This window comes from Pseudolysinimonas sp. (genome assembly GCF_057350545.1).
The window spans coordinates 1-25,093 of the sequence record NZ_JBMRCP010000001.1 but is presented as its reverse complement, the minus strand read 5'-3'; the positions used below and the strand labels follow the sequence as shown (position 1 = coordinate 25,093).

The 25,093-nt window shown below is 71.4% G+C and carries 24 protein-coding genes; 13 read left to right on the top strand and 11 right to left on the bottom strand.

What is annotated here, in order from left to right:
* On the bottom strand, positions 1 to 1,964 hold a 1,964-nt coding region (locus tag ACO1X9_RS00120), incomplete at its 3' end, for an ExeM/NucH family extracellular endonuclease (protein ID WP_486348796.1).
* A 193-nt stretch (positions 1,965 to 2,157) separates the two neighbouring features.
* Between ACO1X9_RS00120 and ACO1X9_RS00115 the strand changes: the two genes are divergently transcribed.
* On the top strand, positions 2,158 to 3,021 hold the full coding sequence (locus tag ACO1X9_RS00115; RefSeq protein WP_486348795.1) for an EamA family transporter: 864 nt from the start codon (positions 2,158 to 2,160) through the stop codon (positions 3,019 to 3,021).
* Between the two features lie 51 nt (positions 3,022 to 3,072).
* Here the strand turns inward: ACO1X9_RS00115 and ACO1X9_RS00110 are convergent, their stop codons facing one another.
* The 6 genes from ACO1X9_RS00110 to ACO1X9_RS00085 all read right to left on the bottom strand — a co-directional run bounded on the left by ACO1X9_RS00110 (position 3,073) and on the right by ACO1X9_RS00085 (position 7,509).
* Positions 3,073 to 3,447, bottom strand: coding sequence for a DUF1801 domain-containing protein (locus ACO1X9_RS00110; protein WP_486348794.1), 375 nt, complete (start codon positions 3,445 to 3,447; stop codon positions 3,073 to 3,075).
* 45 nt (positions 3,448 to 3,492) lie between these two features.
* Positions 3,493 to 4,425 carry an ABC transporter substrate-binding protein gene (locus tag ACO1X9_RS00105; RefSeq protein ID WP_486348793.1) on the bottom strand — a complete coding sequence of 311 codons (933 nt, stop codon included), beginning with the start codon at positions 4,423 to 4,425 and terminating at the stop codon, positions 3,493 to 3,495.
* Positions 4,426 to 4,430: 5 nt separating this feature from the next.
* Positions 4,431 to 5,189: an ABC transporter permease gene (locus ACO1X9_RS00100; protein ID WP_486348792.1), complete on the bottom strand. Its 759-nt coding sequence runs from the start codon at positions 5,187 to 5,189 to the stop codon at positions 4,431 to 4,433.
* A complete protein-coding gene (locus ACO1X9_RS00095; protein ID WP_486348791.1) occupies positions 5,186 to 5,872 on the bottom strand; it encodes an ABC transporter permease in 687 nt (228 codons plus the stop codon). The genes ACO1X9_RS00100 and ACO1X9_RS00095 overlap by 4 nt, the downstream gene beginning before the upstream one ends.
* Positions 5,872 to 6,771: an ABC transporter ATP-binding protein gene (locus ACO1X9_RS00090; protein ID WP_486348790.1), complete on the bottom strand. Its 900-nt coding sequence runs from the start codon at positions 6,769 to 6,771 to the stop codon at positions 5,872 to 5,874. Before ACO1X9_RS00090 ends, ACO1X9_RS00095 begins: the two co-directional genes overlap by 1 nt.
* A gap of 78 nt (positions 6,772 to 6,849) precedes the next feature.
* Positions 6,850 to 7,509 carry a flavodoxin family protein gene (locus ACO1X9_RS00085; RefSeq protein ID WP_486348789.1) on the bottom strand — a complete coding sequence of 220 codons (660 nt, stop codon included), beginning with the start codon at positions 7,507 to 7,509 and terminating at the stop codon, positions 6,850 to 6,852.
* A 62-nt stretch (positions 7,510 to 7,571) separates the two neighbouring features.
* Between ACO1X9_RS00085 and ACO1X9_RS00080 the strand changes: the two genes are divergently transcribed.
* The 4 genes from ACO1X9_RS00080 (at position 7,572) to ACO1X9_RS00065 (ending at position 10,731) form a co-directional block, all read left to right on the top strand.
* Complete coding sequence (locus ACO1X9_RS00080; protein WP_486348788.1) at positions 7,572 to 7,874, top strand: DUF427 domain-containing protein; 303 nt, start codon at positions 7,572 to 7,574, stop codon at positions 7,872 to 7,874.
* Positions 7,875 to 7,936: 62 nt separating this feature from the next.
* Positions 7,937 to 8,677, top strand: a complete 741-nt coding sequence (locus tag ACO1X9_RS00075) for a response regulator (protein WP_486348787.1) — start codon at positions 7,937 to 7,939, stop codon at positions 8,675 to 8,677.
* Position 8,678: 1 nt separating this feature from the next.
* Complete coding sequence (locus ACO1X9_RS00070; RefSeq protein ID WP_486348786.1) at positions 8,679 to 9,812, top strand: sensor histidine kinase; 1,134 nt, start codon at positions 8,679 to 8,681, stop codon at positions 9,810 to 9,812.
* Positions 9,813 to 9,858: 46 nt separating this feature from the next.
* A complete protein-coding gene (locus tag ACO1X9_RS00065) occupies positions 9,859 to 10,731 on the top strand; it encodes an alpha/beta fold hydrolase (RefSeq protein ID WP_486348785.1) in 873 nt (290 codons plus the stop codon).
* Here the strand turns inward: ACO1X9_RS00065 and ACO1X9_RS00060 are convergent.
* Positions 10,694 to 11,149, bottom strand: coding sequence for a hypothetical protein (locus tag ACO1X9_RS00060; RefSeq protein WP_486348784.1), 456 nt, complete (start codon positions 11,147 to 11,149; stop codon positions 10,694 to 10,696). The two genes, ACO1X9_RS00065 and ACO1X9_RS00060, sit on opposite strands and share 38 nt — an antisense overlap.
* Before the next feature lie 126 nt (positions 11,150 to 11,275).
* Between ACO1X9_RS00060 and ACO1X9_RS00055 the strand changes: the two genes are divergently transcribed.
* Genes ACO1X9_RS00055 through ACO1X9_RS00040 form a run of 4 tightly spaced genes read left to right on the top strand, consistent with a single transcriptional unit; the run spans position 11,276 to position 13,775 of the window.
* Entirely contained in the window at positions 11,276 to 11,719 is a 444-nt protein-coding gene (locus tag ACO1X9_RS00055) for a VOC family protein (protein WP_486348783.1), read from the top strand.
* Positions 11,712 to 12,122, top strand: a complete 411-nt coding sequence (locus tag ACO1X9_RS00050) for a hypothetical protein (protein ID WP_486348782.1) — start codon at positions 11,712 to 11,714, stop codon at positions 12,120 to 12,122. The genes ACO1X9_RS00055 and ACO1X9_RS00050 overlap by 8 nt, the downstream gene beginning before the upstream one ends.
* Positions 12,123 to 12,150: 28 nt before the next feature.
* A complete protein-coding gene (locus ACO1X9_RS00045; protein WP_486348781.1) occupies positions 12,151 to 12,606 on the top strand; it encodes a GNAT family N-acetyltransferase in 456 nt (151 codons plus the stop codon).
* A 2-nt stretch (positions 12,607 to 12,608) separates the two neighbouring features.
* Positions 12,609 to 13,775 carry an AAA family ATPase gene (locus tag ACO1X9_RS00040; protein WP_486348780.1) on the top strand — a complete coding sequence of 389 codons (1,167 nt, stop codon included), beginning with the start codon at positions 12,609 to 12,611 and terminating at the stop codon, positions 13,773 to 13,775.
* Between the two features lie 108 nt (positions 13,776 to 13,883).
* Here ACO1X9_RS00040 and ACO1X9_RS00035 read toward each other — a convergent pair whose 3' ends face one another.
* Together ACO1X9_RS00035 and ACO1X9_RS00030 are read right to left on the bottom strand one after the other, a co-directional pair.
* Positions 13,884 to 15,131 carry a DUF418 domain-containing protein gene (locus tag ACO1X9_RS00035; protein WP_486348779.1) on the bottom strand — a complete coding sequence of 416 codons (1,248 nt, stop codon included), beginning with the start codon at positions 15,129 to 15,131 and terminating at the stop codon, positions 13,884 to 13,886.
* 97 nt (positions 15,132 to 15,228) lie between these two features.
* Positions 15,229 to 17,220, bottom strand: coding sequence for a DEAD/DEAH box helicase (locus ACO1X9_RS00030; RefSeq protein WP_486348778.1), 1,992 nt, complete (start codon positions 17,218 to 17,220; stop codon positions 15,229 to 15,231).
* 230 nt (positions 17,221 to 17,450) lie between these two features.
* Here ACO1X9_RS00030 and ACO1X9_RS00025 point away from each other — a divergent pair, with 230 nt between their 5' ends.
* On the top strand, positions 17,451 to 18,389 hold the full coding sequence (locus ACO1X9_RS00025) for an alpha/beta hydrolase (protein WP_486348777.1): 939 nt from the start codon (positions 17,451 to 17,453) through the stop codon (positions 18,387 to 18,389).
* An 82-nt stretch (positions 18,390 to 18,471) separates the two neighbouring features.
* On the opposite strand, the gene ACO1X9_RS00020 is transcribed toward ACO1X9_RS00025, so the two are convergent.
* Complete coding sequence (locus ACO1X9_RS00020) at positions 18,472 to 21,546, bottom strand: efflux RND transporter permease subunit (protein ID WP_486348776.1); 3,075 nt, start codon at positions 21,544 to 21,546, stop codon at positions 18,472 to 18,474.
* 200 nt (positions 21,547 to 21,746) lie between these two features.
* On the opposite strand from ACO1X9_RS00020, the gene ACO1X9_RS00015 reads away from it, so the two are divergent.
* From ACO1X9_RS00015 to ACO1X9_RS00005, 3 genes are all read left to right on the top strand, one after another.
* Positions 21,747 to 22,280, top strand: a complete 534-nt coding sequence (locus tag ACO1X9_RS00015) for a hypothetical protein (protein WP_486348775.1) — start codon at positions 21,747 to 21,749, stop codon at positions 22,278 to 22,280.
* Entirely contained in the window at positions 22,277 to 22,621 is a 345-nt protein-coding gene (locus ACO1X9_RS00010; protein WP_486348774.1) for a hypothetical protein, read from the top strand. Before ACO1X9_RS00015 ends, ACO1X9_RS00010 begins: the two co-directional genes overlap by 4 nt.
* Positions 22,622 to 22,679: 58 nt before the next feature.
* Positions 22,680 to 25,093 (top strand): ATP-binding protein (locus tag ACO1X9_RS00005; protein ID WP_486348773.1); only part of this gene is annotated, 2,414 nt, incomplete at its 3' end.

Genomic DNA, 25,093 nt, shown 5'->3' with positions numbered 1-25,093 from the left:
GTGTTCGGGTTGCGCGCCTCGTACCAGTCGACCATCCCGCCGAGCAGCGCCGCGCCGGCCACCGGCGGCGCCGACTCGAGCCGACCGTGGAAGTCGTTGATGGTGAGCAGGTCGACCGTGACCGGTGTCGCGTCTCCGCTCACGCCGATGACGACGGGATCGTGGTCGCTCGACCGGAACGGGGTGCCCGCCTCGGTCGCGCCGAACGCGTAGCCGCGATCGCCCCACTCGGGCGAGTTGATGCTCCACACGCCGTAGCCCGTGACCGCGTCGGCGAGCGACGCCGAGGCGAGCGAGTGGTCGAGCGAGCCGAGCTGGCCGTCGAACGTGTACGTCTCCTGGTCGGGCGCGAGCTCGGTGCCGAGGTCGACGAAGCCCGCCGCCTCGAACGCCTGGATCGGGTCCTCCTCGGAGTACGAGTTGAAGTCGCCGAGCAGCAGCACGTCGGCGCCCTTCTCGGGGTCGGCGGCGATCTCGGCGGTGAGGGCGATGAGCCGCTCCGCCTGGGCGACGCGCTCCGCGTTGAAGAAGCCCTGCCCGTCGGCCGGCTGCGGCGCGTCCGGGTCGTCCTCGGGCGGGCTCTTCGACTTGAAGTGGTTGGCGATCACCGTGACGACCCGCGAGCCCACCTCGAAGGTCTGCCCGATCGGCACGCGGGCATCCGCCCAGACCGGGTCGGCATCCGCGAAGCTCTCGCCGACCGGTTCGACGGCGGCGGGCTTGAAGATGATGCCCGTCGTGATGACGTCGTTCGCGCCCGGGGACGCGAGGTCGGCCGGGGTGGGCACGAAGTCCCACGTGCCGGCACCGGCGTCGGCGTTGAGCGCGTCGACGAGAGCGGAGATCGTCGTGTCGACCGGCTGACCGAACTCGACGTCGTTCTCGAGTTCCTGCAGCGCGACGACGTCGGCGTCGAGGCCGTTGATCGCCGACACGAGCTTCGAGAGCTGCGTCGCGTACTGCTCAGCGGTGCGAGCACCGCGTGCCTCGTTGCCCGACGTCGCGAGAGTCGTGAAGAAGTTGAGGGTGTTGAACGACGCGAACGTCGCGTCGCCGCCGACCTCGGGCGCACTCTCCGGACGGGGGTTGCCGCTCGTCCACGTCGGCTTGTAGTCCGCCGGGCTCGCGTCGGTGATCGGCACCTGCGGCTGCAGGCGCCAGTCGTTGAAGCCGAAGCCGAGCACGTACGGCGCGGCCGACGGCACGAACGTGTCACCCGTGCGCACGACCGTGTCGCGCGTGAGGTACGGCTGCTCGCCGACGTGCGCGTTGTTGGTCACCTGGATGCTATAGCCGTCGTCGAGGAGCAGGCGCCGGGCGACGTTGGCGGCCGCGATCGCCTGCTGGTCGGCGCTCCCGCCGTCGGCGACCTCGGTGGACTGGGTCTGCATCCCGCCGGCTCCGAGCCAGAGGGTGCCGAAGTTGTAGGCCTGGTGCGTGGAGATGAGGGAGTAGGTGCCGGTCGGGGCGACGAGCATCCCCTCGAACTGCTCGCGGTCGCCGCCGACCACGCTGTCGGGCAGCGGGACGGGCTCCGGGAGCGGCTGCGCCGTCTCCACGAGTTCGTGGGTCGTCGCCGAGATCTGCGACTGCCCCTGGAACTCCGCGACCGTGCCGGTGACCCGCACGAGGTCGCCGATCGCGCGCCCCGGGTCGCTGTTGCCGAAGAAGACGAAGATGCCGTCGGAGGCGCCGGGGGTGGCATCCTCACCGCTCCCGCCCGAGCCCACCGTCTGCAAGTAGTACCCGCGGTAGTTGCTGGGCGCGGCGTAGTACGCCGTGATGACGCCTTCGACCGTGACGGTCGAGCCGAGGCCCGTCGCCTCGGCCGCGGTGCCCTGCACCGTCGCGATCGGGACGGGGTCGGCGGCCCACGCGGGGGTGACCCCGACGAGGGCGAGCGCGCCGGCGACGAGGCCGGCGATCGCGACGCGGACGAGGGAACGAGAGTGCTGACCCGACATGTGGTGCTGCTCCGTGGTGTCGATGGAAGCTGCGCTTCCTGAGCGATGCAACGGTGTTCGGGTCACCTGACCCCCGTTCGGGGGTCGCTCGCCCACCCTAAGCAGACTCCGCGCGATCGGGCAAACATCGCAGCGGATGTTCAGGGTCCGTTCACCGGACGGCGGCGGGATGCCGGGCCGCTAGCGTGGGCACGTGCTGGCGATCGTCGTGGGACTGGCGAGCGCCCTTACCTACGGCGTCGCCGACTTCTTCGGCGGCCTCGGCGCGAAACGCACCGCCCCCGTCGTCGTCACCGCGCTCGCCGCCGTGGTCGGACTCGTCGTGCTGATCCCCGCCGCGCTGCTCGTGGCGGGTCGCGTGTCGTTCGAGGCGTTCCTGTGGGGCGGGCTGAGCGGCATGACGGGTGCTCTCGCCGTGCTGCTGCTCTATGCCGCCCTCGCGATCGGGCCGATGAGCATCCTCTCTCCACTCACCGCCGTGCTCTCGGCCCCCGTGCCGATGACGTGGGGGGTCTTCGCCGGGGAGCGCCTGCCCTGGTGGAGTTACGTCGCGCTCGCCGGCATCCTCGTCGCCATCGTGCTCGTCGGCTTCGTGCCCGAGAAAGGTGCCGTGCGTCCGCGGGTGCGCGGCATCGTCTACGCCGTCGTCTCGGGTCTGCTCATCGGGGCGTTCTTCATCCTCGTCGACCTCGCTCCCGACGACTCGGGGCTCTACCCGATCGTGGCGAACCGGGCGGTGAGCAGCACCATCCTGCTGCTCGTCATCGCGGGGCTCGTGCTCGCAGCGCGACGCCGGGGCTCCCCCGCGTTCCCCGGCCTCCGTGGCGCGATCCCCGTGATCCTCGCGTGCGGTGTCGCGGACGCCGCGGCCAACGTGCTCATCCTCACCGGCCTCCGGATGGGCGACCTCACCGTCATGAGCGTGCTCGCCGCCCTCTACCCCGCGGGCACCATCGCCCTCGCCGCCCTCGTGCTGAAGGAGCGCATCGCCCCCGTGCAGTGGATCGGGCTGGGTCTCGCCCTCGCGGCGGCGGCGGTGTTGGCGGTGCCTGCGTAGTTTTGTCGACTTAGTTGCACATTGCTGCGTCCTCCGGCAGCATTCTGCAACTCACGCGGCAGCCAGCCACGCCCGTACCAGGGCGACGATCGCGGGCTCGAGTTCAGCGGCGCGCGTCGACGTACGGACGTCGAGCACCGCCCGATCCGGCGCGCGCCACGCGAGCAGTCCCTCCGGGTCGGCGACCTCCACGGCTCCGGCCACCTTCGTGACACCGCGGTGGAAGACGAGCTGGAACGCATCCCGCGGGGCGAGCCGCATCGTGACGAGATCGTCGGCCCCGAGTCCGAACGACGGGGCGTTCCACTTGATCCGCTCGACGAGACGGGGATCGGCGGCGAGGATCGCACCGCGCAAGCGCAGGATACCGGGGAGCTCCGCGTGGGCGAGGCCGGCCAGGTAGTCGTCGACGGAGGAAGCGGCCACGACCCGAGCGTAAGCCCGGGCCGCGGCCGCTTCGGGATGGAACTGCTAGAGCAGCCCGACCTCGGCGAGCCAGGCCGACGCGACCTGAGCGGCCGACGGCTTCGCGTCGCCCGCCATCTCGCTGTTGAGCTCGAGCAGCACCTCGGTCGTGATCTCCGCCGACACCTCGTCGAGCAGCGCCGCGAGCTCGTCGGTCAGCACGTCGGCGTTGAGCAGCGGGATGACGTTCTGCGCCGCGAACAGGTCGAGGTCGTCTTCGAGCACGACGAGGTCGTTCGCCGCGATCGACGGGGTCGTCGTGTAGATGTCGGCGACCTGGATGGCGCCGGCGAGCAGGTCGGCGAGCGTTCCCGGTCCGCCGTAGTCGTCGATCGCCTTGAACGCCCAGCCCTCGAAGCCGTAGACCTCGGCGAGTCCGTCGCGCCAGCGCGGCTCGAACTCGGTGTTGGCACCCAGGGTGATGGATGCCGACAGCGGTGCGAGGTCGCCGATCGTCTGCAGGTCGTTGGCCTCCGCGAACTCCGGGGTGACGACGAGCGCGTCCGAGTCCTCGCCCGGGGCCGCCGCGGTGACCGCGAGCCCGAGCTCTTCGAGGGCCGCCGGAAGCGCCGCCTCGACGTCCTCCGCCGACGTCTCCTCGGCGTCCGGGTTCGCGTAGATGAGCGCGTTGCCGGCGTAGTCGGGGATCAGGTCGATCGAGCCGTCCTGGAGCGCCGTGATGAAGGTCTCGCGCGAGCCGATGCCGGCCTCGTACGCGACCTCGTAGCCGTTGGCCTCGAGGTACTGGCCGTAGATCTGCGCGAGCAGCTCGCTCTCGGGGAACGCCTGGTTGCCGATCGTGATCGTGCCGGCGTCGCCGCCGTCGCCCGTGCCGGGGTCGAGCGGGTCGCCGCCGCCGGCGCAGCCCGCGAGTACGACCGCTCCTATGCCGACGGCGAGAGCCGCCGGGGCGACCCGCCTCATGGTGCGTGAGAACATCCGAATCATCCTTCCGTGACGGGTGCCCGGGTGGCACCTGACGACCGGGACGGCCGCCGGGCTGTACTGCCGGTGGTGCGCGTCGTGCCGCGGGACACCCCGCGCGGCACGACGAGTTTCTGGACGACGGCGAAGAGCGCGTCGAGGAGGAGGGCGAGCGCGGCGACGAGGATCGCTCCCAGCACTGCGCGGCCGTAGTCGTAGTTGCGCAGGCCCTCGATGAGGTAGCGTCCGAGCCCGCCCTGTGAGTAGTACGCGGCGATCGTCGCGGTCGCGACGACCTGCAGTGTCGCGGAGCGGAGGCCGCCGACGAGCAGGGGCCGGGCGAGGGGCAGCTCGACACGCGTGAGGATCTGCCACTCCGTCATCCCCTGTGCCCGCGAGGCGTCGACCGTCACACGATCGACGGCCTCGACCCCCGCGTAGGCGCCGGCGAGGATCGAAGGGATGGCGAGGATGACGAGCACGGCGATGACCGGCGGCAGCGAGAGCCCGTAGCCCATGTTCAAGCCGATGAGGATGAAGAACGTCAGCACACCGAAGGTGGGCAGCGCCCGCGCGGCCCCACTGGCGGCGATGACGGCGTTGCGCCCGCGACCGGTGTGGCCGATGAGAAGCCCCAGGGGGACGGCGACGACGGCAGCGAGCAGCACGCTCACCCCCGTGATGTAGAGGTGCTGGCCGAGGCGTTCGCCGATGCCCTTCGGCCCGACCCAGTTGGCCGCGTCGAAGATGAAGGCGAGAGCGTCGAGGAGGAAGTTCATGCGCCCACCCAGCTCTTCGTCGGCACCCGCAGCGCCGAGGTGCCCGCCCGCACCCGGCGATTCCACGGCATCAGCAGCCGTCCGGCGAGGACGAGGATCGCGTCGAACGCGAGCGCGAGCAGCACCGTGAACACGATGCCGGTTCCGATCTCGAACAGGAACTGCCGCGAGTACCCGTCGGTGAAGAGGTAGCCCAGGCCGCCGCGACCGATCAGGGCGGCGACGCTCAGGAGCGACACCGTGCTCACCGACACGACGCGGAGGTTGGCCAGCAGCACCGGTCCGGCGAGTGGCAGCTGAACGGCCCAGAAGCGCGAGGCGCCGGAGAAGCCCTGGGCCGTCGCCGACTGCAGCACGTCATGGGAGACGCTGCCGAACGCATCGACGGCCCCCCGCAGCATCATCGCCATCGCGTAGAGCGTCAGAGCGACGACGACGTTGATCGGGTCGAGCACCCTCGTGCCGAGGATCGCCGGCAGCACGACGAAGAGCGCGAGCGCCGGGATCGTGTAGATCACGTTGAAGACCGTGAGCAGGATGCCGCGGGCGATGCGCGAACGCGCCGCGAGCCAGCCGAGGGGGAGGGAGGCTGCGAAACCGATGAGGATCGGGATCGCGGAGAGCCACGCGTGTTCCGCGAGCAACCGCAGGATCAGATCCCCGCTGTTCCACAGCCAGGCCATCAGGCGTCGCCCGCCTGGTCGGTCTTGTTCGAGATGCTGCGGGACTTCGGCGACGCGTCGCCGATCGCGAGCTTGCCGCCGGGTGCCGCGATGACGCCGACGGGGTAGCCCCCGGCATCCACGAGCACGCGGTCGTCGCCGTCGCCGACGCGCGTCGACATCGTGAGGCGGCGCTTGCCGCGGTCGGCACCGACGAACGACGCCACGAAGTCGTCGGCCGGGTGGGCGAGGATCTCCTCCGGGGAGCCCTGCTGCACGATGCGGCCGCCCTGCGCGAGGATCACCACCTGGTCGCCGAGCAGGAACGCCTCGTCGATGTCGTGCGTGACGAAGACGATCGTCGTCTCGGTCTCGCGTTGGATGCGCAGCACCTCCTGCTGGAGCTCGGCGCGCACGATCGGGTCGACGGCGCCGAACGGCTCGTCCATGAGCAGGATGTTGGGGCTCACCGCGAGGGCGCGCGCGACGCCGACGCGCTGCTGCTGACCGCCCGAGAGCGCGGAGGGGAACCGTCGCGCGAGCCCGCGGTCGAGCCCGACGACATCCATGAGTTCGAGGGCGCATGCCCGCGCCCTCTCCTTCGGCACACCCGTGAGTCGCGGCACGGTCGCGATGTTGTCGATCACGCGACGGTGCGGCAGGAGGCCCGAGCTCTGCATGACGTAGCCGATGCGGCGGCGCAGGGCGACGGGCGGCACCGTCGCGACGTCTTCGTCGTCGATGAGCACGGTGCCCGAAGTCGGGTCGACCATGCGATTGATCATGCGCAGCAGGGTCGTCTTGCCCGAGCCGCTCGAACCGACGAGCACCGTGACCTGTCGTGCGGGGATCTGCAGCGAGAAGCTCTCGACGGCGACCTGGTCGCCGAACGTCTTCGTCACGTCGCGGAACTCGATCACACGTGCTCCCCTCTCGTCCTGCTCAACTCTTCGTTGCGGAGGACCATTCCCGATGGGCGTGGCGAAGTCAGCCTCGCACTATCCCGTGACATTGCCCACCGCCGGGATGCCGCCGGCGTCCTTGAGCATCCGCGCGAAGTGGAGGAGGTTCCACGACATCGCCGTCAACGTCGTCGTCGTGAAGTCGTTCTCGGGGCCGCCGGAGCCGTCATCGAGGTACGAGGGGCCGGGGCCGATCTCGCCGATCCAGCCCGTCTCGGCGGCCGGCGGGATCGTGAAGCCGAGGTGCTGGAGGCTGTACAGGATGCGCCGGTTGGAGTTCTTCACCCCGTCCTCGTCGCCCGTGGTGACGGCACCGCCGACCTTGCCGTAGAACACCGGCTGGCCCTTGTCGTTGGTCTCACCCGTCATCGCGTAGAGCCGCTCGATGAGGCGCGACGCGATCGACGTGGGCTCGCCGAGCCAGAGCGCGCTGCCCACGACGAGGATGTCGGCTGCCTCGACCCTCGGCCAGATGACGTCGGGCCACGCGTCGGCACCCCAGCCGTGCTCCCGCATGTCGAACTGCACGCCGGGCGCGACGTCGTAGTCGGCGAGCCGGATCGTCTCGACGCTCACCCCCTGCTGCTCGAGGAGCACGATGCTGCGATCCATGAGCCCCTGCGTGTGCGATTGCTCGGTGCTGCGCTTGAGCGAGCAGTTCACGAACAGGGCGGTCAGATCGTCGTAGCTCGGCATCCATTCATCAGACCCGAAGGTGGGCGCGGAATGCTGAGGGTTGACACGAGGTTGGAGACACCATGGCCACTGCAACTGTCAACGGAACCGTCATCGCCGAAGCAGCCGACGACGAGATCATCCACATCGAAGGCAATTCGTACTTCCCGCCGTCCTCGGTGAAGGAGGGGTTCCTCACGACCTCGCCGACGCCGTACACGTGCCCGTGGAAGGGCGAGTGCCAGTACTTCGTCGTCACGGTCGACGGCCAGGCACTGCCGGACCGCGCGTGGTCGTACCCGCAGCCGTACGAGTCGGGCATCGCCCGCGTCGGCAAGGACTTCTCCGACTACGTGGCCTTCTGGAAGGAAGTCCAGGTCAGCTGACCCGCCCGTCGGCGTGACTTCCGGCACCTCCGCGCGCTGAGGAGCGTGCCTACACTCCCGGTATGGCTCCGGAGCGGACGCACGACTCCGGCGGCGCATTCGCGACGCGATCGGCACCCATCCGCGTTCTGATCGTCGACGACCAGAACCTGGTGCGCGAGGGCATCCGCAGCCTCCTCGCGCTCACAGACGAGGTGGATGTCGTCGACGACTGCGCCGACGGCGACGAGGCCCTCGCCGCTCTCGCGCGCGTCGACGTCGACGTCGTACTGCTCGATCTGCGGATGCCGGTGCGCGACGGGATCGCCACACTCACCGCGATGCGGGAGCGCGGCATCGACGTGCCGGTGCTCGTGCTGACGACCTTCGACGACGACGAGCTCGTGCTCGCCGCCCTGCGCGCCGGCGCGCGGGGTTACCTCCTGAAGGACGTGACTCTCGAGCAGCTGCTTGCGGGAGTCCGCACACTCGCCGCGGGCAACACGTTGTTGCAACCCGCGCTCACCGACAGGCTTCTGCGCGCGATCTCGCGACTCCCCCAGGACGTCGACACGGCGCCGCCGCTGGGCGGGCTCACCGAGCGTGAGCTCGCGGTGCTGCGTCTCGCAGCCAGCGGCTGGTCGAACCGCCAGATCGCACGCGGCCTGTACCTCGCCGAAGGCACCGTCAAGAATCACATGTCGAGCGTGTTGACGAAGCTCGGAGTGACCGACCGCACACGGGCGGTGCTCCGAGCGCTGGAGTCGGGCATCCTGTCGACCGAGCACGGCGACACCGCCCGGCGTCCCGGCTCGGGAGAGTGAGATGAGCGGCGCAAGGACGACTCGCACCGGGCTCGTGATCTCGAGTCTCGCGTTCACCCTCTCCGTCGGCGTGATCGCCGTGCTCGACAGCTCTCCGCCGGGTACCTCGGGGCCGTCGCTCCCGGTGGTCTGGTGGTCCGCCTACGTGGCGTTCTGCGCGACGCAGCTCGCTGTGCAGGGCTACCTCCCCGCGTTGCGGCGACTCAACCGCACCCTCTTGCTCGTGACCCTGCTCCTGCTGGGCGCGGTGCTCGTGCTGCTGTACTTCCGGCAGGGTTCCGCCGCGCTGCTGTTCGTCATGACCGCGACGATGGCCTCGTTCTTCTGGCCGCCTCGAGCCGTCGCCGCGGTGATCGCGACGCAGACGGCCGTGGTCGGAGCGACGGGTGTGCTCGGCGCGTGGCCGACCGTCGACCTCGTCGTCGGCGTCACCGTCTTCGGGATCTCGCAGGTGTTCGGCGCACTCGTGGTGTTCACCGCCCGCAGCGAAACAGAGGCGCGGCGCGAACTCGCCCTCGCGCACGCCGAGCTGCGGTCGACGACCGCCCTCCTGCAGGTGTCGACGCGGGAGGCCGAGCGGCTGCGCATCTCGCGCGATCTGCACGACCTCGCCGGACATCATCTGACCGCGCTCTCACTCGAACTCGAGGTGGCCTCGCACCTGGCGCTCCCCGGGCACGGCGGCGAGCACGTCGCTCGCGCGCGCGCCATCGCCAAGGATCTGCTCGAGACAGTGCGAACGGCGGTGAGCGAGATGCGCGTCGAGTCACCCCCTCTCGCGCCGGCCCTCGACGAACTCGCCAACGGCATCCCCAGCCTCGACGTCTCGGTGGAGGTGCGGGGTGAGCTACACCTCGCGGTCGAGCCGACGGTCGCGATCCTGCGCTGCGTGCAGGAAGCCGTCACCAACACCCTGCGCCACACCGACGCGCGATCGGTGCGGATTCTCGTCGAGGACACGGGTTGCGAGGTGCGCGTCACCATCTCCGACGACGGCGAGGGCACGGCGCGCATCGTGCCGGGCCACGGCCTCACCGGGATGCACGAGCGACTCGAGCCGCTCGGAGGGTCGGTCGAGCTGTCCTCGTCGCCAGGCGCCGGGTTCACGGTACGGGCCACCGTTCCGCGACGGTGACTTCCGGCACCTCCGTTCCGGGCGGCCGGCGCGTAGCGTCTCGCGAATGGCGAACCCTCCGCACTGGTCTCCTGCTCTCCTGACCGTCACCCGTGGCGACGTCCGCCTCGCCGTCGAGAGTCAGGGTGACTCCGACGAGGCGACGATCCTGCTGCTGGCCGGCACGTCGTGCACGCGCGACTGGTGGCCGCCGACGCTGTGCGCGCAACTGGCCGCGCTCGGCGCTCGGGTCGTCCGGTTCGACCAACGCGACACCGGGGCGAGCACGACGTGGCCGGTGGGCGAGCCCACTTACGGGCTCGCGGAGCTGGCGGCCGACGCTCTCGCGATCCTCGATGCGGTCGGTGCCGCGGAGGCCCACCTCGTCGGTTTCTCGCAGGGTGGATGGGTGGCGCAGCTGCTCGCACTCGACCACCCGGATCGCGTGGCGTCGCTGACCCTGGTGTCGACGCGCTCCACCGAGCACGGACCCGCGGACGCCGACCTGCCCGAGGTCGACTCGGGGCTCCTCGACGTCTGGGCGACGCTGGCCGAGCCGGACTGGAGCGACAGTGCCGCGGTGGTCGAGTCGTACATCGACGGCGAGCGCATCCTCGCCGGTGAGTCGTTCGACGAGGATGCCGTGCGGAGCATGTGCGAGGCCGCCATCGCGCGGTCGACGGATGCGCGCGCCGCGGGCAATCATCCGTCGATGCGACCCGGTGAACGCTGGCGCGAGCGCCTCGGACAGCTCCGGGTGCCGACCACCGTGATCCACGGGACCGCCGATCCGCTCTTCCCGGTCGGTAACGCGCGAGCCCTCGCCGCCGAGATCCCCGGTGCCGAACTGCACCTCCTGGACGGCGTCGGCCACGAGCTTCCCGCCCGCGCGTGGCGCGAGCTCATCGACTCGATCGTCTACCGGCTGCGTCCCTCCTGACCACGAGCAGGAGGACGCCCGCGACGGCGCCGAGCAGGAACGGCGACGGTACGAGCAGCACGCCTGCGAGGACCGACCACACGATGAGCCCCCAGCAGAGCCACGCGGGCACGGGAGCTCCACGGTCGGCGAGATGCCAGATCAGGAACCCGAGGAGGACTTGAGGCACGGCGAAGCTGCCGGGTCCGGCCCAGAACGTGACCTCGTTGACGAGTGCGTCGGTGCTCTGCTCCCCCGCGTCACCGAGCACGAGGGGGACGGCTGCCCAGAGGCCGCGCTCGGCCCACCCGACCACAGACGCGCCACTCGTCAGCGCGAGCAGGATCAGGTGCCCGACGCCGAGGACGATCAGGATGCCGCACGCCACCCTCGACATCAGGAGTTGGCGGGGGGTCAAGGGCGACGATTCTCGAGTCATGCGCTCACGGTAGGCAGCCGCCCGCCAGCGGCACGCGTGCCGGAAGTCACCACGACGGGATGACCAACGGCACGTGTGCAGGCGTCCACCCCCTCCCTAGCGTGGGCGCGACACACCCTAAGGAGCATGGTGAAACTGACGAGCCTCTACCCGGTCGTGATGGCGACGGATGTCACGGCGACCGCCGCCTTCTACCGGACCCATCTCGATTTCGACGTGACCTTCGAGTCCGACTGGTACGTGAGCCTCCGGCGCGAGACGTGGGAGCTGGCGGTGCTGCAGGCCGGGCACCCCACGATCCCGGAGACGCATCGCGGACCCGCCGCCCACGGCATCCTGCTCAACCTGGAAGTCGACGACGTCGACGCCGTCCACGACCGCCTGGTGGCCGCTGGGCTGGTCCCGGTGCTGCCGCTGCGTTCGGAGGAGTTCGGCCAGCGGCACGCGATCTTCGCCGCCCCCGACGGCGTGCTGCTCGACATCATCACGCCCATCCCGCCGGCCGAGGACTACGCGTCGCAATTCTCGGAGTCGGCGCTCGCCGAAGCTCGGGGCGGTGCTCATGAGTGAGCCGGGTCCGGGTGCCGTCTGGGCCTCGTACCGCCGGTGGTTCCTGATCGACGGTCTGGTCACGGGAGCGAACGCCGGCGCCTACCTGGCCCTCCATCAGCTGCTTCCGAATCTGCTCGGCTCCACCTCCGCCCTCTACCTCGGCGCGGGGATCGTGCTCGCGGTCGTGACCGTCGGACTGCTCGTCGTCGCCCGGGCACGTGCGCGACTCTCCGTGCTCGCCGCCGTGCTGGTCGGCATCAACGGGCTGTGGGCAGGCGGCTCCTTCACCGCCGCGGTCATCGGCGCGTTCGGGCTGAACGGGGTCGGCCTCGCGTGGGTCGTCGCGCAGGGCCTCATCGTGCTCGCGTTCGCCGTGCTGCAGTTCCGGGCGCTGCGCACGTCCGGCGCAGACCGACCGTGACGACAGAGGCCCGCCCTAGGCTGACGACGTGCAGGTGACCCTGAGGACGGCGTCGCCGTCAGACTACGACGCGATCGTCGGCGTCGTCGACGAGTGGTGGGGCCGCCCGATCGCCGACCTGCTGCCGCGCCTCTTCCTCGACCACTTCTGGCGCACGAGCACGGTGGCGGAGAGCCCGGAGGGGGCACGCGTCGGCTTCCTCGTCGGCATCCTGTCTCCGTCGGACCCGGAGCAGGCCTACATCCACTTCGTCGGCATCGCGCCCGAGTCTCGCGGCCTCGGTCTCGGTCGGCGCCTCTACGAGCGCTTCTTCGAGACGGCGCGGGATGCCGGCTGCCGTCGCGTCGGCGCGGTCACCTCGCCGACCAACAGCGCTTCGATCGCGTTCCATCGTCGGATGGGGTTCACGGTGAAGGGTCCCGTGCCCGACTACGACGGTCCGGGCAACGCCCTCATCGTCTTCGACCGCCCACTGGAGCGCTGAGGATGCTGCAGACGCTCGCGATCGAGGGCTACCGGTCGATCCGCGACCTCGTCGTGCCGCTCCACCGGCTCACCGTCGTCACCGGGCCGAACGGCAGCGGCAAGTCGTCGCTCTACCGGTCGCTCCGGCTGCTTGCGGCGGCCGGGCGCGACGGGGCGATCCCGGCGCTCGCGCGCGAGGGTGGTCTCCCCTCGACGCTCTGGGCGGGCCCGGAGTCGGGAATGCCGAAGGCGGGCCCCGCGCAGGGCACCGTGCGCAAGGGCCCCGTGGCGCTGCGCCTCGGGTTCGCGTCGGATGCCGACGGCTTCGGGTACGCGGTCGACTTCGGGCTGCCCTTCCCGTCCGGCGGGTCGATGCCGCCGACGCTCTTCGGGCGAGATCCGGTCATCAAAGCCGAGAGCCTCTGGTCAGGACCCTTCCTGCGCCCCGGCTCGCTCCTCACCGAACGCCGCGGCCCGGTCGTGCGCGTGCGCGGCGACGACGGCTGGCGCACCCTCGACCGGCCACTCGCCCCGTGGGAGAGCATGCTCGCCGAATTCGGCGACCCGGATGCGACGCCCGAGCTGCTCGGGCTCCGCTCCGAGCTGCGCGACTGGCGGTTCTACGACGCGGTGCGCACGGATTCCGCGGCTCCGGCCCGGCAGGAAGCGGTGGGTACGCGCACGCCGATCCTCGCGTCCGACGGGTCGGATCTCGCCGCGGCTCTGCGCACCATCCAGGAGCAGGAGCCCGGCCCGCGACTCGCGACGGCGATCGACCGCGCACTGCCCGGCAGCCGGGTCGAGATCGAGGATCGTGGCGGGCGCTTCGCGCTCCTGCTGCACCAGCCCGGGCTGCTGCGACCGCTCGAGGCGGCCGAGCTCTCCGACGGCACGCTGCGCTACCTCGTCTGGGCGGCGGCGCTGCTGAGCGTGCGACCGGCCACCTTCCTCGCCCTCAACGAGCCGGAGACGAGCCTGCATCCGAGCGTCATCCCGGCGCTCGCCGAACTGCTCGTCGCCGCCTCGGAGGAGTCGCAGCTCGTCGTCGTGTCGCACGCCGTCGCGCTGGTGGACGCACTCGAGGCCGCGGGCGCCACGGTGCATCGGCTCGAGAAAAGCGGCGGCGAGACGCGACTCGAGGGACAGGGGCGCCTCGACGCCCCGCCCTGGCACTGGCCCGCCCGCTGACCGCTCCCGCCCCCTCGCGGGTTGAGTGCCCGCGCGCAGGCGGGTGTATCGAAACCCCACCAGGGGTTGCTCGCGGTGGGTTTCGATACACCGCGCTGCGCGCGGCACTCAACCCGCGGTCGGGGCGGCGGCCTTTCCGTAGACGAGGCGGCGCAGCAGCCACTCGGCGGGGCCACGCTTCCCCGCCCGCTCGAGCACCGCGGCGAGCACGACCGTGACCATCCAGGTCGCGATCGCGATCACCGTGATCGACCAGCTCGACAGGTGCGTGCCGAGGCCGAACCCCCACGCACTCATGAGCGGCGCGAAGACGACCGACTGCGCGAGGTAGCCCGAGAGCGAGCGCTTGCCGAGCGCCTGCAGTGCGCCGCGCACGACGCCCGGCGGACGGGTGCGCACGTGCGCCGCGATGAGCCCGAAGACGGCGATATAGCCGAATCCTCCGAGCATCCCGGCGAGGGTGTTGAGGCCCATCCACGCCCAGCCGTACTCGGCCGGGAGCAGCATCCCGGCGTTCTGCAGCGCGACGACGGCGCCCACGCCCCACGCGACCGCGATGCCGACGATCGCCGTGCGGCGCAGGAGCGGCAGGTGCTTCTCGGGCTCTTCGAGCACGCCCGCGCGCGCCGCGACCAGCGCGACGAGGATGGCGATCGGGATGATGAACCCGAGCAGTTGGAACGCCGTGACCGCGACCCACATCCCGATCCGGATGCCCGCCGAGAGCAGGTAGTTCTCCTGACCCTGCGCGAACCGCAGGAAGTCCTGACCGCCGCCGTCGGGAATCGTGAACGCACCGGGCGGGAGGACGGCGGGGAGCACGAGCCCCGCGCCGAGGGCCGAGAGCGCCCACAGGGCGGTGAGGCCGGTGAGGATGCCGGCCGTGAGCTTGAGGGCGAAGTCGCGCCGGTCGAGGAAGATCGCGGCGAGGATGAGCCCGGCGAGACCGTAGGCGCCGACGACGTCGCCCATCCAGAGCAGCAGCGCGTGAACGGCGCCGAAGGCGATCATCCACAGGTGCCGCTTGCGGATCAGGCGCCGGGCCGTCGCCTGATCGATGCCCTGCTCCGCCTGCCGGCGGTAGAGCTGCCAGATGCCGTAGCCGAAGAGGAACGCGAACATCGGGTACGAGCGAGCGTCGATCGCGATGAGCGAGATGGTCTGCCAGACGAGGTCGAGTCCCGTGGCGCCGGGCGGATGCGCGCTCGTCAGACCGGACGGCTGACCCCAGAGGTAGAACGGCGCGTTCGCGACGACGATGAAGAGCAGCATCACGCCGCGTGCGAGGTCGGGCGCGACCGCGCGACCGGCGGTCATCGAGGTCGGCGACGGGCGAGCGGCGGCGGAGGTCGTCATGCCTCCAGCCTGCCGCGCCGTACCGACGTCGCGCCTCCCCCGAACGACGGAAGCCCGGGCCACCGAGCGGTGGTCCGGGCTTCCGTGTCGCGTGAGATCAGCCGGCGAACTCGCGGATGACGTCGTCGCCGGGGCGCACGGTGATCCACTCGGGAGTGATCTCGGCGCGGGCGAGGAGGTCCTCCGTCTTGCGACGACGGTTGCGCGGCACGAGCGTCACGACCGTGCCGGAGCGACCGGCGCGGCCGGTGCGGCCCGAGCGGTGCAGGTACGCCTTGTACTCGTCGGGCGCGTCGGCCTGGATGACGAGCTCGATGTCGTCGACGTGGATGCCGCGCGCGGCGACGTCGGTCGCGACCAGCACGGTCACGCGGCCCGAGGTGAACTTCTCGAGCGCGCGGGTGCGGCGCGACTGGTTGAGGTCGCCGTGGATCGACTCGGCGCGGATGCCGGCCTCGTCGAGCAGGTCGGCGAGCTGCTCGGCGAACGCACGCGTGCGCGCGAAGACGAGCTTCTTGCCGGGACCCGACGAGAGCTCGACGAGCACGTCCTGCTTGTCGCGCTGGTCGAGGAGGAAGGCGACGTGGCGGATGTCGCTCGACGCCTGGTCTTCACCCGAGATCTCGTAGACGGCCGGCTCGACCAGGAACTCCTCGACGAGCGTCGCGACGCCCTTGTCGAGCGTGGCCGAGTAGAGCAGCTTCTGGCCGCCCTCGCTCGTGCGCTGCAGCAACTCACGAACGGGCTCGAGGAACCCGAGCTCGCACATGTGGTCGGCCTCGTCGAGCACCGTCACCATGACCTGCGAGAGGTCGAGACGACCCTGCGACACGAGGTCGCCGATGCGACCCGGGGTGCCGATGATGATGTCGACGCCGCGTGAGATCGCGCCGGTCTGACGCGCGTAGGGCACGCCGCCGTAGATCTGCGTCGTGAACAGGCCGACGCTCTGCGCGAGCGGCTGCACGGTGCGGTCGATCTGCAGCGCGAGCTCGCGGGTCGGCGCGAGGATGAGGGCGCGCGGGGCGCGGCCCGGCTTGCGCCGCTCGGTCGAACCCTTCTGCGCCTGGAGGAGCCGCTCGACGAGCGGGGCGCCGAAGGCGATCGTCTTGCCGGAGCCGGTGCGGCCGCGGCCGAGCACGTCGCGACCCTCGAGCACCGACGGGATCGTCGCGGCCTGGATCGGGAACGGCGCGTCGGCGCCGAGGTCGCTCAGGGCGCGGACCAGGTTCTGTCCGAGGCCGAGCTCGGCGAAGCCGGTGCCGCTCATGTCGGTCGCGTCGATGGCCTGGGCCTCGAGGCGCTCGAGCACGACGTCATCGACGAAGGCCGGCTTCTCGGTGCGCTGGTCGCGGTCGAAGCGCGGACGCTCCTCCCGGTCGAACCGGCGCGGGCGGTCGTCCTCGAAGCGACGGGGGCGGTCCTCGCGCTCGTAGCGCGGGCGCTCGGTGCGCGGGGCGTACCCACCCTCACGCGGCGCACGCTCGGTGCGGGGCGCGTAGCCCTCACGGGCCGGACGCTCCGTGCGGGGCGCGTAGCCGCCTTCACGCGGGGCGCGGTCGGTGCGCGGCGCGTAGCCGCCTTCACGCGCAGGACGCTCGGTGCGCGGCGCGTAGCCGCGGTTCTCACGCGGAGCGTAGGAACGCTCCTCGCGCGGGGCGCGATCGGTGCGCGGCGCGTAGCCGCGGTTCTCACGCGGAGCGTAGGAACGCTCCTCGCGCGGGGCGCGATCGGTGCGGGGCGCGTAGCCCTCGCGGCTGGGTCGGTCGCTGCGCTCGGTGCGCGGGGCGGCATCCCGACCCTGGTAGCCGCCGCGCGCGGGACGCTCGGTGCTGTCGTAGCGAGGACGGTCGGAGCGCTCGAAGCGCGACGACGTGGCCGACTTGTCGCGCGGCTCCCAGTTGGGCCGCGTGGACTGGCCGCGCTCGACGGCGTCGCGCCGCTCGGACGAGTCGTGCTGGCGGGCTCGAACCGGCTTCGAGGCGGTGCCGCCGCGCGGGCGGACCGGAGCCTTGCCCTGGGCCGCACGCTGCTCGGTGGACCAACGGGCCTTCTTGGGCGCGCCGGATGACTTCTTGTTGACAGGCATGGGTGTTCTTTCGTTGCTGGGTATCAGAGTGCTTGGCGCGCACAGCGCACCTCGAGAACCCGAGCAGACGATGGTCGGGGCCGTTTTCCTGAAGGATTCCTCGCGCCTCGATTGAGTCGCGATCCGGCCCGCTCGACCTACAGTGGAGCATTCGCGCAAGGCTGTTGCGCATGTCGAGAGCCGACCGGACCACGTTACACGGCTTCAGCCCGTTCGCCTAGGCTTCCCGGATGCGCGCGGCCCTTCCCTCGACCGCGTCCGCGCTCACCCTCCTCGTCGTTCTCACGGCGTGCGGGCCGACCGGATCCGACGCGGGCGCGATCGATCCGCAGATCGACGCCGTCGGCACCGACCTCGCGACCGACCCGGATGTCGAGGTGGTCGCCGACCTCGAGTACGGCGCCGCCGACGGCGTGCCCCTGCTGCTCGACGCGTGCCTGCCGCCCGACCGCGCCGCGTCCGCCGAGCCCGCGCCCGGCATCCTCGTCATCCACGGGGGCAGCTGGCGCGAGGGCCGCAAAGACAGCGTGGGCTGGCGTGCGGTGTGCACGTGGCTCGCCGCCGCGGGCTACCCGGCGTTCTCGGTGAACTACCGGCTCGCGCCCGAGCACCCGTTCCCCGCCGGCTTCGACGATGTGCAGGCCGCCGTCGAGTGGCTGCGCGCCGACGAACAGGCCGCGCGGTTCGGCATCGACCCCGAACGCATCGGGGTGTTCGGCGGGTCGGCGGGGGGCAACCTCGCGGCGCTGCTCGGCACGACGGGTCGCGGCTCCCTCGCCGCCGGAGCGCGCGTCGCGGCGGTCGCCGAGCTGAGCGGACCGATCGACCTCACCGGCGTCGCACTCACCGACGACTTCGCCCCCCTGCAACTCGAGTACCTCGGCTGCTCCTCCTACGCGGACTGCCCGACGGCCGAGCCCGCCTCGCCGAACTACCAGGTAGATGCCTCCGACCCGCCGTTCTTCATCGCGCACTCGACCGTCGAGAAGATCCCGCTCGCCCAGTCCGACCGGTTCGTCGAAGACCTGCGGGATGCCGGCGTCGACGTCGAGTACCTCGTCGCCGAGGGCCCCCTGCACTCGCTCGCCCTGCTCGACGCCGACCTCAAGGGGCGCGTCGTCGCATTCTTCACGCGCACCCTGGGCTCCCCTTACTCGGTGGTCGAGTAGCCGCGCCGCGGCGTGGCGAGACCCTCGCCGCGCGGGCCGGTCTCGACACGCGCCTTCGGCGCTACTCGACCACCGAAAGGGGTCAGGCGGCGGTGTGCGCTCCGTGCTGCCTCGCGCGGCGAGCGAGACGGCGCTCGCGGAAGCCCTCCACGAGCCAGTACAGCGCCGGCAGCACGAGCAGCGTGAGCAGCGTCGACGACACGAGACCGCCCGTCACGATGATGCCCAGCGGCTGCGAGATGAAGCCGCCGTGGCCCGTGACGCCGATCGTCATGAAGAACAGCGCGCCGATCGTCGCGAACGCCGTCATGAGGATGGGCCGCAGACGCCTCGCCCCGCCGTGACGCAGCGCCTCGCGCACATCCATGCCGCGTTCGCGGTACTGGTTGACGAGGTCGATGAGCACGATCGCGTTGGTGACGACGATGCCGACGAGCATGAGCAGTCCGATGATCGACGCGGCCCCGAACGGGATGCCCGAGACGAGCTGCAGCAGGAACGCACCGGTCGCCGCGAAGGGGATCGAGATGAGCAGCAGGAGCGGCTGCCGGAGCGACCGGAACGTCGCGACCATGATCGTGTAGACGATGAGGATCGCGGCGAGCAGCGCGAGGTAGAGCTGTCCGAAGCCCTCCGCCTGGTCGGCCGAGACGCCACCCACCTCGGCCGAGACTCCGGCGGGGAGGTCGGCATCCACGATCGCCTGCTCGAGCGCCGGGGTGACGGCGGCGAGGTTGGGCGTCGACGGCGTGATGGTGATCGTGGCGGTGCGGATGCCGCGCTCCGTCGAGATCGTCGCCGGGGCGTCGACCTCCTCGATCGAGGCGAGCTCGGAGAGCGCGACCGGGCCGCGCAACGTCGGCACCTGGAAGTCGCGCAGCTCCTCGAGCGTGACGGGGGCGTTGGGGTCGGTGATGTAGACCGACAGCACGGTGTCGTCGATCGTGACCGAGCCGACCGCGGCGGGCAGCATCGAGTTGGCGACGATGCCGCCGACGGCGATCTCCGACAGCCCGTACTCGGCGGCGGTCGCCCGGTCGACGACGATCGCGAGGTAGGGCTGCGTGACGGCGAGGTTCGACTCCGCCTGCGACGTGATGTCGAGCTCCTGCACATCTGCGAGCAGCTCTTCGGTCGCCGAGGCGAGCGTGTCGGCATCCGCGGCGCGGAGGTCGATCGTGACGTCGCTCGAGAACCCGCCGCCGCCGGAGCCGACCGACACCTCGCCGACGCCGTCGAGCTCGTCGAGCTCCGCGGTGACGGTGCGGCGCAGCTCCTCCTGGTCGAACGCGGGGTCGGTGGTCAGCGAGAACGTCGCGTCGGCACCGCCTCCGAAGAACGAGCGGATGGATCCGCCGTCGCTGCCGATCGAGACCTGCACGACCTCGATCCCGTCGATGTCGAGCAGCGTCTCCTCGACGTCCTGCGCGGCGTCGTCGACGGCCTCGAGGTTCGATCCCGCCGGCAGCGTCTGGGTCACATTGATCGTGTTCTGACCCGAGTCGCCCACGAAGTTCGTCGGCACGAGCGTGTAGAGCCCCGCGGTGCCGGCGAGCACGACGGCCGCCGCGGAGAGCGTGACGATCGGATGCCGCAGCGTCCAGTTCAGGGCGGGCAGGTAGGCGCGCTGGAGGCGCGTCGGCTTGTCGAGCTCGTCGGCCTCGGCCACGATCGACCCCGGCTTCGGCGCCTTGAGGAACCAGTACGCGAGCACCGGCACGATCGTGAGCGACACGAAGAGCGATGCGACGAGGGCGATCGTCACCGTGAGAGCGAACGGCCGGAACAGCTCACCCGTCACGTCGCTCACGAGCGCGATCGGCAGGAAGACCGCGACGGTCGTGGCGGTCGACGCGGTGACGGCGGCGGCGACCTCCTTGACCGCGGTGAGGATGGCGGCGTGCTTCTCCTCGCCGAGCGACAGATGGCGCTTGATGTTCTCGATGACGACGATCGAGTCGTCGACGACGCGGCCGATCGCGATCGTGAGGGCGCCGAGGGTGAGCACGTTCATCGAGTAGCCGGTGGCCCACATCCCGATGAAGGTGACGAGCACCGAGGCGGGGATCGAGATCGCGGTGACGAGGGTCGAGCGGATCGAGAGCAGGAAGATGAGGATGACGACGACGGCGAAGATCAGACCGAGCACGCCCTCCGTCGCCAGCGCCTCGATCGACTGCTCGATGAACGGCGCCTGGTCGAAGACGGCGGTGAACTCGGTGCCGTCGCCGAGGGCAGCGGCGAGCCCGGGCAGTGCCTCCTGGATGAGGTGCGACACCTCGACCGTGTTGGCCGCAGCGGTCTTCGTGATGGAGATCGTGAGCGAGGGCTCGCCGTTGACACGGGAGATCGCGGTCACCGGGTTGGAGACGATCTCGACCGCGGCGACGTCGCCGATCGTCGTCGTCGGGTCCGAGCCGCCGAGCAGCGGCAGCGCGGCGATCTCGTCGGCCGAGGTGAGCCGCGAGCCCGCCTGCACGGTGAGCTCCTGGTCGCCCTCGTCGATGACACCCGTCGCGAGCAGCACGCCGTTGGCGTCGAGGGCATCCCGGATCGACTGGTTCGACAGCCCCGCGGCGAACAGCTCGTCGGTGTCGGGGGTGATCGTCACGCGCTGGCCGCTCGCGCCGGAGAGGGACGCCTCGGCGACACCCGGGAGGTTGGAGAGGTCGATGATGGTCTCGTCGCGCAGACGCGCAGAGAGCTCGTCGGGTTCGAGTTCGCTCGTCACCGCGAGCACGATCACCGGCAGGTCGCTCAGCGAGAACGCGACCACCTGGGTGTCGACCGACGCGGGCAGCTGATCCTGGATCCGGTTGATCGCGAGCTGGAGCTTCTGCTCGGCGCGGGCGAGATCGGTGCCGTAGGCGAACGACGCCGAGATGGTCGAGACTCCCGACCCGGAGCTCGCCGAGGTCGCCTCGAGCCCGTCGATGCCCTGGATGGCCGACTCGATCGGCGTCGAGACGTCGTTCTCGACGACCTCGGGGCTCGCGCCCTGGTAGGTGCTGATGATCGTGAGGTTCGGCAGCGAGATCGACGGGAAGAGCTCCTGCTTGAGCGAGGTGAGCGCGATACCGCCGAATACGCCGATGACGATCGTGAGCAGGGCGATGAGCGCGCGGTTGCGCAGGCTGAACACCGAGAGCAGGTGCACGGACGTCTCCTCGAGAGCTGTGGTGAGAGGGATGCACGCCGCCGTGCACGTACCGAGTATCGCAAGCGGGGCGGCGCCGACCGTACTCCCGGGGGATGAACGTTCGCCCGACGCCGCCCACCGCACGGGGGCGTTGCAGCGGCATTGCAGGCGCCGCTCGCGGCGCGACCGCGGCATCCGGAGTTCCTAGCGTCTCAGTCATGACCACGACCCTCCGTTTCCGTGCGGCGCTCGCCGCGACCGTCCTCGCCCCCGTGCTGCTCGCCGGGTGCGCCTCCGCCCCGACCGATCCGATCCCCGTGGAGCAGGACGGCGGCACGGGTGCGACCGATCCGCTCACGCTCTCCTACCCGCCGCTCACCGACGCCGCGACCGCCGTTCCGCGGTGGCGCGGGCTCGGCGAGGACTTCAGCGAGCAGCTCGCGTCGTGGGATGCCGCGTGCGTGCCGGCCGACGTCGCCACCGATGACGCCTGCGACGCGGGGCTCGACCTCCTGGTGGCGACCGTCAACGGCATCCACCAGGAGTGGTGGGCCCTCGACAACGCGAACTGGGAGTCGGGCGAGTACTCGGGCCTCGTCGCTCTGACTCCGACGCGCGACGCGACGCTCGCAGCGAAGGAGTCGGGCGGCGCGCTGAGCTGCGACTCCGACGACTTCTGCGTCGCCGCGGCCGAGGCGTTCCACGCCGACCTCACCGCGCTCGACGGGGCCTTCACGGCCTGGCGGGGGTGATCGGGATGTCGGGCGCCGTCGACGCGCGCGAGGCCGACCTCGTGCTCGAGCGCCTCAACCTCCCGATGCTGCTGCTCGACCTCGGCTCGGTCGAGGGGATCGCCCGCGACGACGGCGCGCGCCGGCTGCGCGCGGTGGTCGCGTTCGGCGGCCCCGTCGACGTGGACGCCGTCGCCACCGTGGTGGGTCGGCTCCTGCGGGTGCCCCTCGTGACCCGGGTCGCGGTGGAGCGCACGGACGACTGGGGAGTCGCCGAGCTCGTCACGACGTGCCGCGTCGCGCTCGCGCCGGGTTCCTGGGAGCTGCGGCTCGACCTCGTCGACCGGGCGACGTTGCAGTGATGTTGCAGAACCGGTCGGGGCTTCCGAGTTCCGGCCGGTTCGTCCCTACAGTGTCGCCATGGCCTTCCGCCTCACCCTCTTCGGCTCCCTCCAGGCGACCCTGGACGGCACGCCGCTCCCCATCCGTGGCGACATCCCGCGGGCGATCATCGCGCGGCTCGGAGCCGCGCCCGGCGAGCTCCTCACCGCCGATGAACTCGTCGAGGAGCTGTGGGACAGCCCGCCGCCCACCGTGCTGTCGAGCCTGCGCGCCCACGTCTCGCGTCTGCGCGGCGGGGGCTGGGACGCCGTGCTCGGCGGGGGGCGGCGCGGCTACTCGCTCGAGGTCGACCCCGACTCGATCGACGTCATCGCCTACCGCCGGCTGGTGACGGGCGATTCGGGCGGCGGCGCACGCGGCGACGACCTCGCGACCGCCGAGCGGTTGTGGCGCGGCACGCCCTTCTCGGGACTGAGCGAGTTCCCGTTCGTCCCGGCGCGGGTCGAGCAGCTCGAGAGCCTCCGCCGTACGGCGCTGCTCGAGCTCGGCCGCGCGCAGCTCGACCGCGGAGACCACGGTTCGGTGCCGCAGACCCTGGCCCCGGTTCTCGACGCCCGTCCCGACGACCCCGAGCTGCTCGCACTCCTCGCCCGCTCGCTCGCGCGCGCGGGCCGCACGGCCGAGGCTCTCGACGCTCTCGACGCCCACCGCGCGCGCCTGGTCGAGCAGCTCGGACTGGAGCCCGCTCTCGAGCTCGCCGAGCTCCGACAGGCGATCGTGCGGCAGGACCCCGTCGTCGTCTCGGCCGCCCTCGGCACGATGCCCGCCGTCGAGCGTGTCGGCGTGCCCATCCCGCTCACCCGTTTCGTCGGACGTGCTCGTGAGCTCGAGCTCATCGAGCGCGGTCGCGCGGAGTCGCGGCTCGTGACGCTCGTCGGCCCCGCCGGGGTCGGCAAGACCCGGCTCTCGATCGAGGCCGCGCGGCGCACCACCTCGGCCGTCGACGACGAGCAGTGGCTCGTCGACCTCGCCGTGGTCACCGAAGCCGACCGCGTCATCCCGGCGATCGCCGACGTGCTCGGCGCGCTCGAGCACACCTCCGCCCAGCTCGCGGAGCGCCTGCGCGGACGTCGCGCCCTGCTCATCCTCGACAACGCGGAGCACGTGCTCGGCGCCGTCGCCGCCGTCGTCACCGAGCTGCTCGCGCGCTGCGAAGGACTCACCGTGCTCGTCACGAGCCGCGAAGCCCTGAGGATGCCGGGCGAGCGTCTCGTGCAGGTCGAACCGCTCGTCGGCGACGCGGCCGGCGACGCCGTGCGGCTCTTCCTTCAACGCGCGACCGACACCTCGGGCATCGGCGAATGGGATGACGCCGCCGTCGCGACCGCGACCGACCTGTGCCGCCAGCTCGACGGCCTGCCGCTCGCGCTCGAGCTCGCCGCGTCCCGGCTCGACGTGCTCACACTGCCCGAGGTCGCGGCGTCGGTCGGCAATCTCGGGGGCGCGGGCGGAGGGCGCCACGACTCGATCGCGGATGCCCTCGACTGGAGCGTCGCGCTGCTCTCGCACCCCGAGCTGTCCGCGCTGCGGCAGCTCGCGCTGTTCGCGGGGTCGTTCTCGCTCGACGCCGTCGGCGACGTCGTCGCGGTGTCGGGTCATGATTCCCGCGAGCTCATCGTCGCGCTCACCCGCAAGTCGCTCGTCGCCGCGGTCGCGAGCGAGACCGGGGTGCGGCGGTTCCGCCTGCTCGAGTCGGTGCTGCGCTACGTGCAGGAGCGGCATCCCGCCCCCGAGAAGACCGAGTTCCACGCGCGCCGCGAGGCGTGGGTCGTGAAGCTCGTCGCCGAGGCGGCGCGCCTGCTCAAGGGTCACGAGCACAAGAAGGGGCACGCACTGCTCGCCGAGTCGCGCCCCGATATCTCGGCCGCGCTCGAGGAGGTCATCGGCCGGGGCGATCGGGCGACGGCGTTCCGCATCGCGGGCCCGCAGGCGTGGTACTGGTACGAGCGCAGCCTGCACGTCGACGGCAAGGACTGGCTCGAGCGCATCCTCTCCCTGCCGGGCGACCGCGACCCTCTCGGCGAGGCGCAAGCCTGCAAGTCGCTCGCGTACATGGCGGCGTCGAGCACCGACCCCGCGGCGATCGTCGGCAGCATCCGGCGGATGGCCGAGATCGTCGGCGACGGCACCGACGCGTACCACCGGATGATCGCCACGCTCATGCAGGCGTACCTCGCGGCGCTCGGCGGCCAGGCCGACGCGGCCGACGCACTGCTCGCGCAGGCGGCGGTGATCCGCGACATGGAGGGCGTCGACGACTTCGACCGCGGCGACGAGCTGCTGCTGCGCGGCGAGGCGCTGCGGGCGCTCGGGCGTCACGCCCAGGTGCTCGACTTCCTCGCCGACGGTTACCGCACGGCGATGACGACCGGCAACACGTTCGCGCTCAAGTCGTCGTGCTACGTGAGCGCGAAGTCGCTCATCGAGGTGCG

Excerpts from the sequence above, each read along its gene's own strand:
- ACO1X9_RS00105 (WP_486348793.1), bottom strand. The coding sequence starts at position 4,425 with ATGTTCTCACGCACCATGAGGCGGGTCGCCCCGGCGGCTCTCGCCGTC.
- ACO1X9_RS00100 (WP_486348792.1), bottom strand. The coding sequence starts at position 5,189 with ATGAACTTCCTCCTCGACGCTCTCGCCTTCATCTTCGACGCGGCCAAC.
- ACO1X9_RS00095 (WP_486348791.1), bottom strand. The coding sequence starts at position 5,872 with ATGGCCTGGCTGTGGAACAGCGGGGATCTGATCCTGCGGTTGCTCGCG.
- ACO1X9_RS00085 (WP_486348789.1), bottom strand. The coding sequence starts at position 7,509 with ATGCCGAGCTACGACGATCTGACCGCCCTGTTCGTGAACTGCTCGCTC.
- ACO1X9_RS00080 (WP_486348788.1), top strand. The coding sequence starts at position 7,572 with ATGGCCACTGCAACTGTCAACGGAACCGTCATCGCCGAAGCAGCCGAC.
- ACO1X9_RS00075 (WP_486348787.1), top strand. The coding sequence starts at position 7,937 with ATGGCTCCGGAGCGGACGCACGACTCCGGCGGCGCATTCGCGACGCGA.
- ACO1X9_RS00070 (WP_486348786.1), top strand. The coding sequence starts at position 8,679 with ATGAGCGGCGCAAGGACGACTCGCACCGGGCTCGTGATCTCGAGTCTC.
- ACO1X9_RS00065 (WP_486348785.1), top strand. The coding sequence starts at position 9,859 with ATGGCGAACCCTCCGCACTGGTCTCCTGCTCTCCTGACCGTCACCCGT.
- ACO1X9_RS00060 (WP_486348784.1), bottom strand. The coding sequence starts at position 11,149 with ATGACTCGAGAATCGTCGCCCTTGACCCCCCGCCAACTCCTGATGTCG.
- ACO1X9_RS00055 (WP_486348783.1), top strand. The coding sequence starts at position 11,276 with ATGGTGAAACTGACGAGCCTCTACCCGGTCGTGATGGCGACGGATGTC.
- ACO1X9_RS00050 (WP_486348782.1), top strand. The coding sequence starts at position 11,712 with ATGAGTGAGCCGGGTCCGGGTGCCGTCTGGGCCTCGTACCGCCGGTGG.
- ACO1X9_RS00040 (WP_486348780.1), top strand. The coding sequence starts at position 12,609 with ATGCTGCAGACGCTCGCGATCGAGGGCTACCGGTCGATCCGCGACCTC.
- ACO1X9_RS00035 (WP_486348779.1), bottom strand. The coding sequence starts at position 15,131 with ATGACGACCTCCGCCGCCGCTCGCCCGTCGCCGACCTCGATGACCGCC.
- ACO1X9_RS00030 (WP_486348778.1), bottom strand. The coding sequence starts at position 17,220 with ATGCCTGTCAACAAGAAGTCATCCGGCGCGCCCAAGAAGGCCCGTTGG.
- ACO1X9_RS00025 (WP_486348777.1), top strand. The coding sequence starts at position 17,451 with ATGCGCGCGGCCCTTCCCTCGACCGCGTCCGCGCTCACCCTCCTCGTC.
- ACO1X9_RS00015 (WP_486348775.1), top strand. The coding sequence starts at position 21,747 with ATGACCACGACCCTCCGTTTCCGTGCGGCGCTCGCCGCGACCGTCCTC.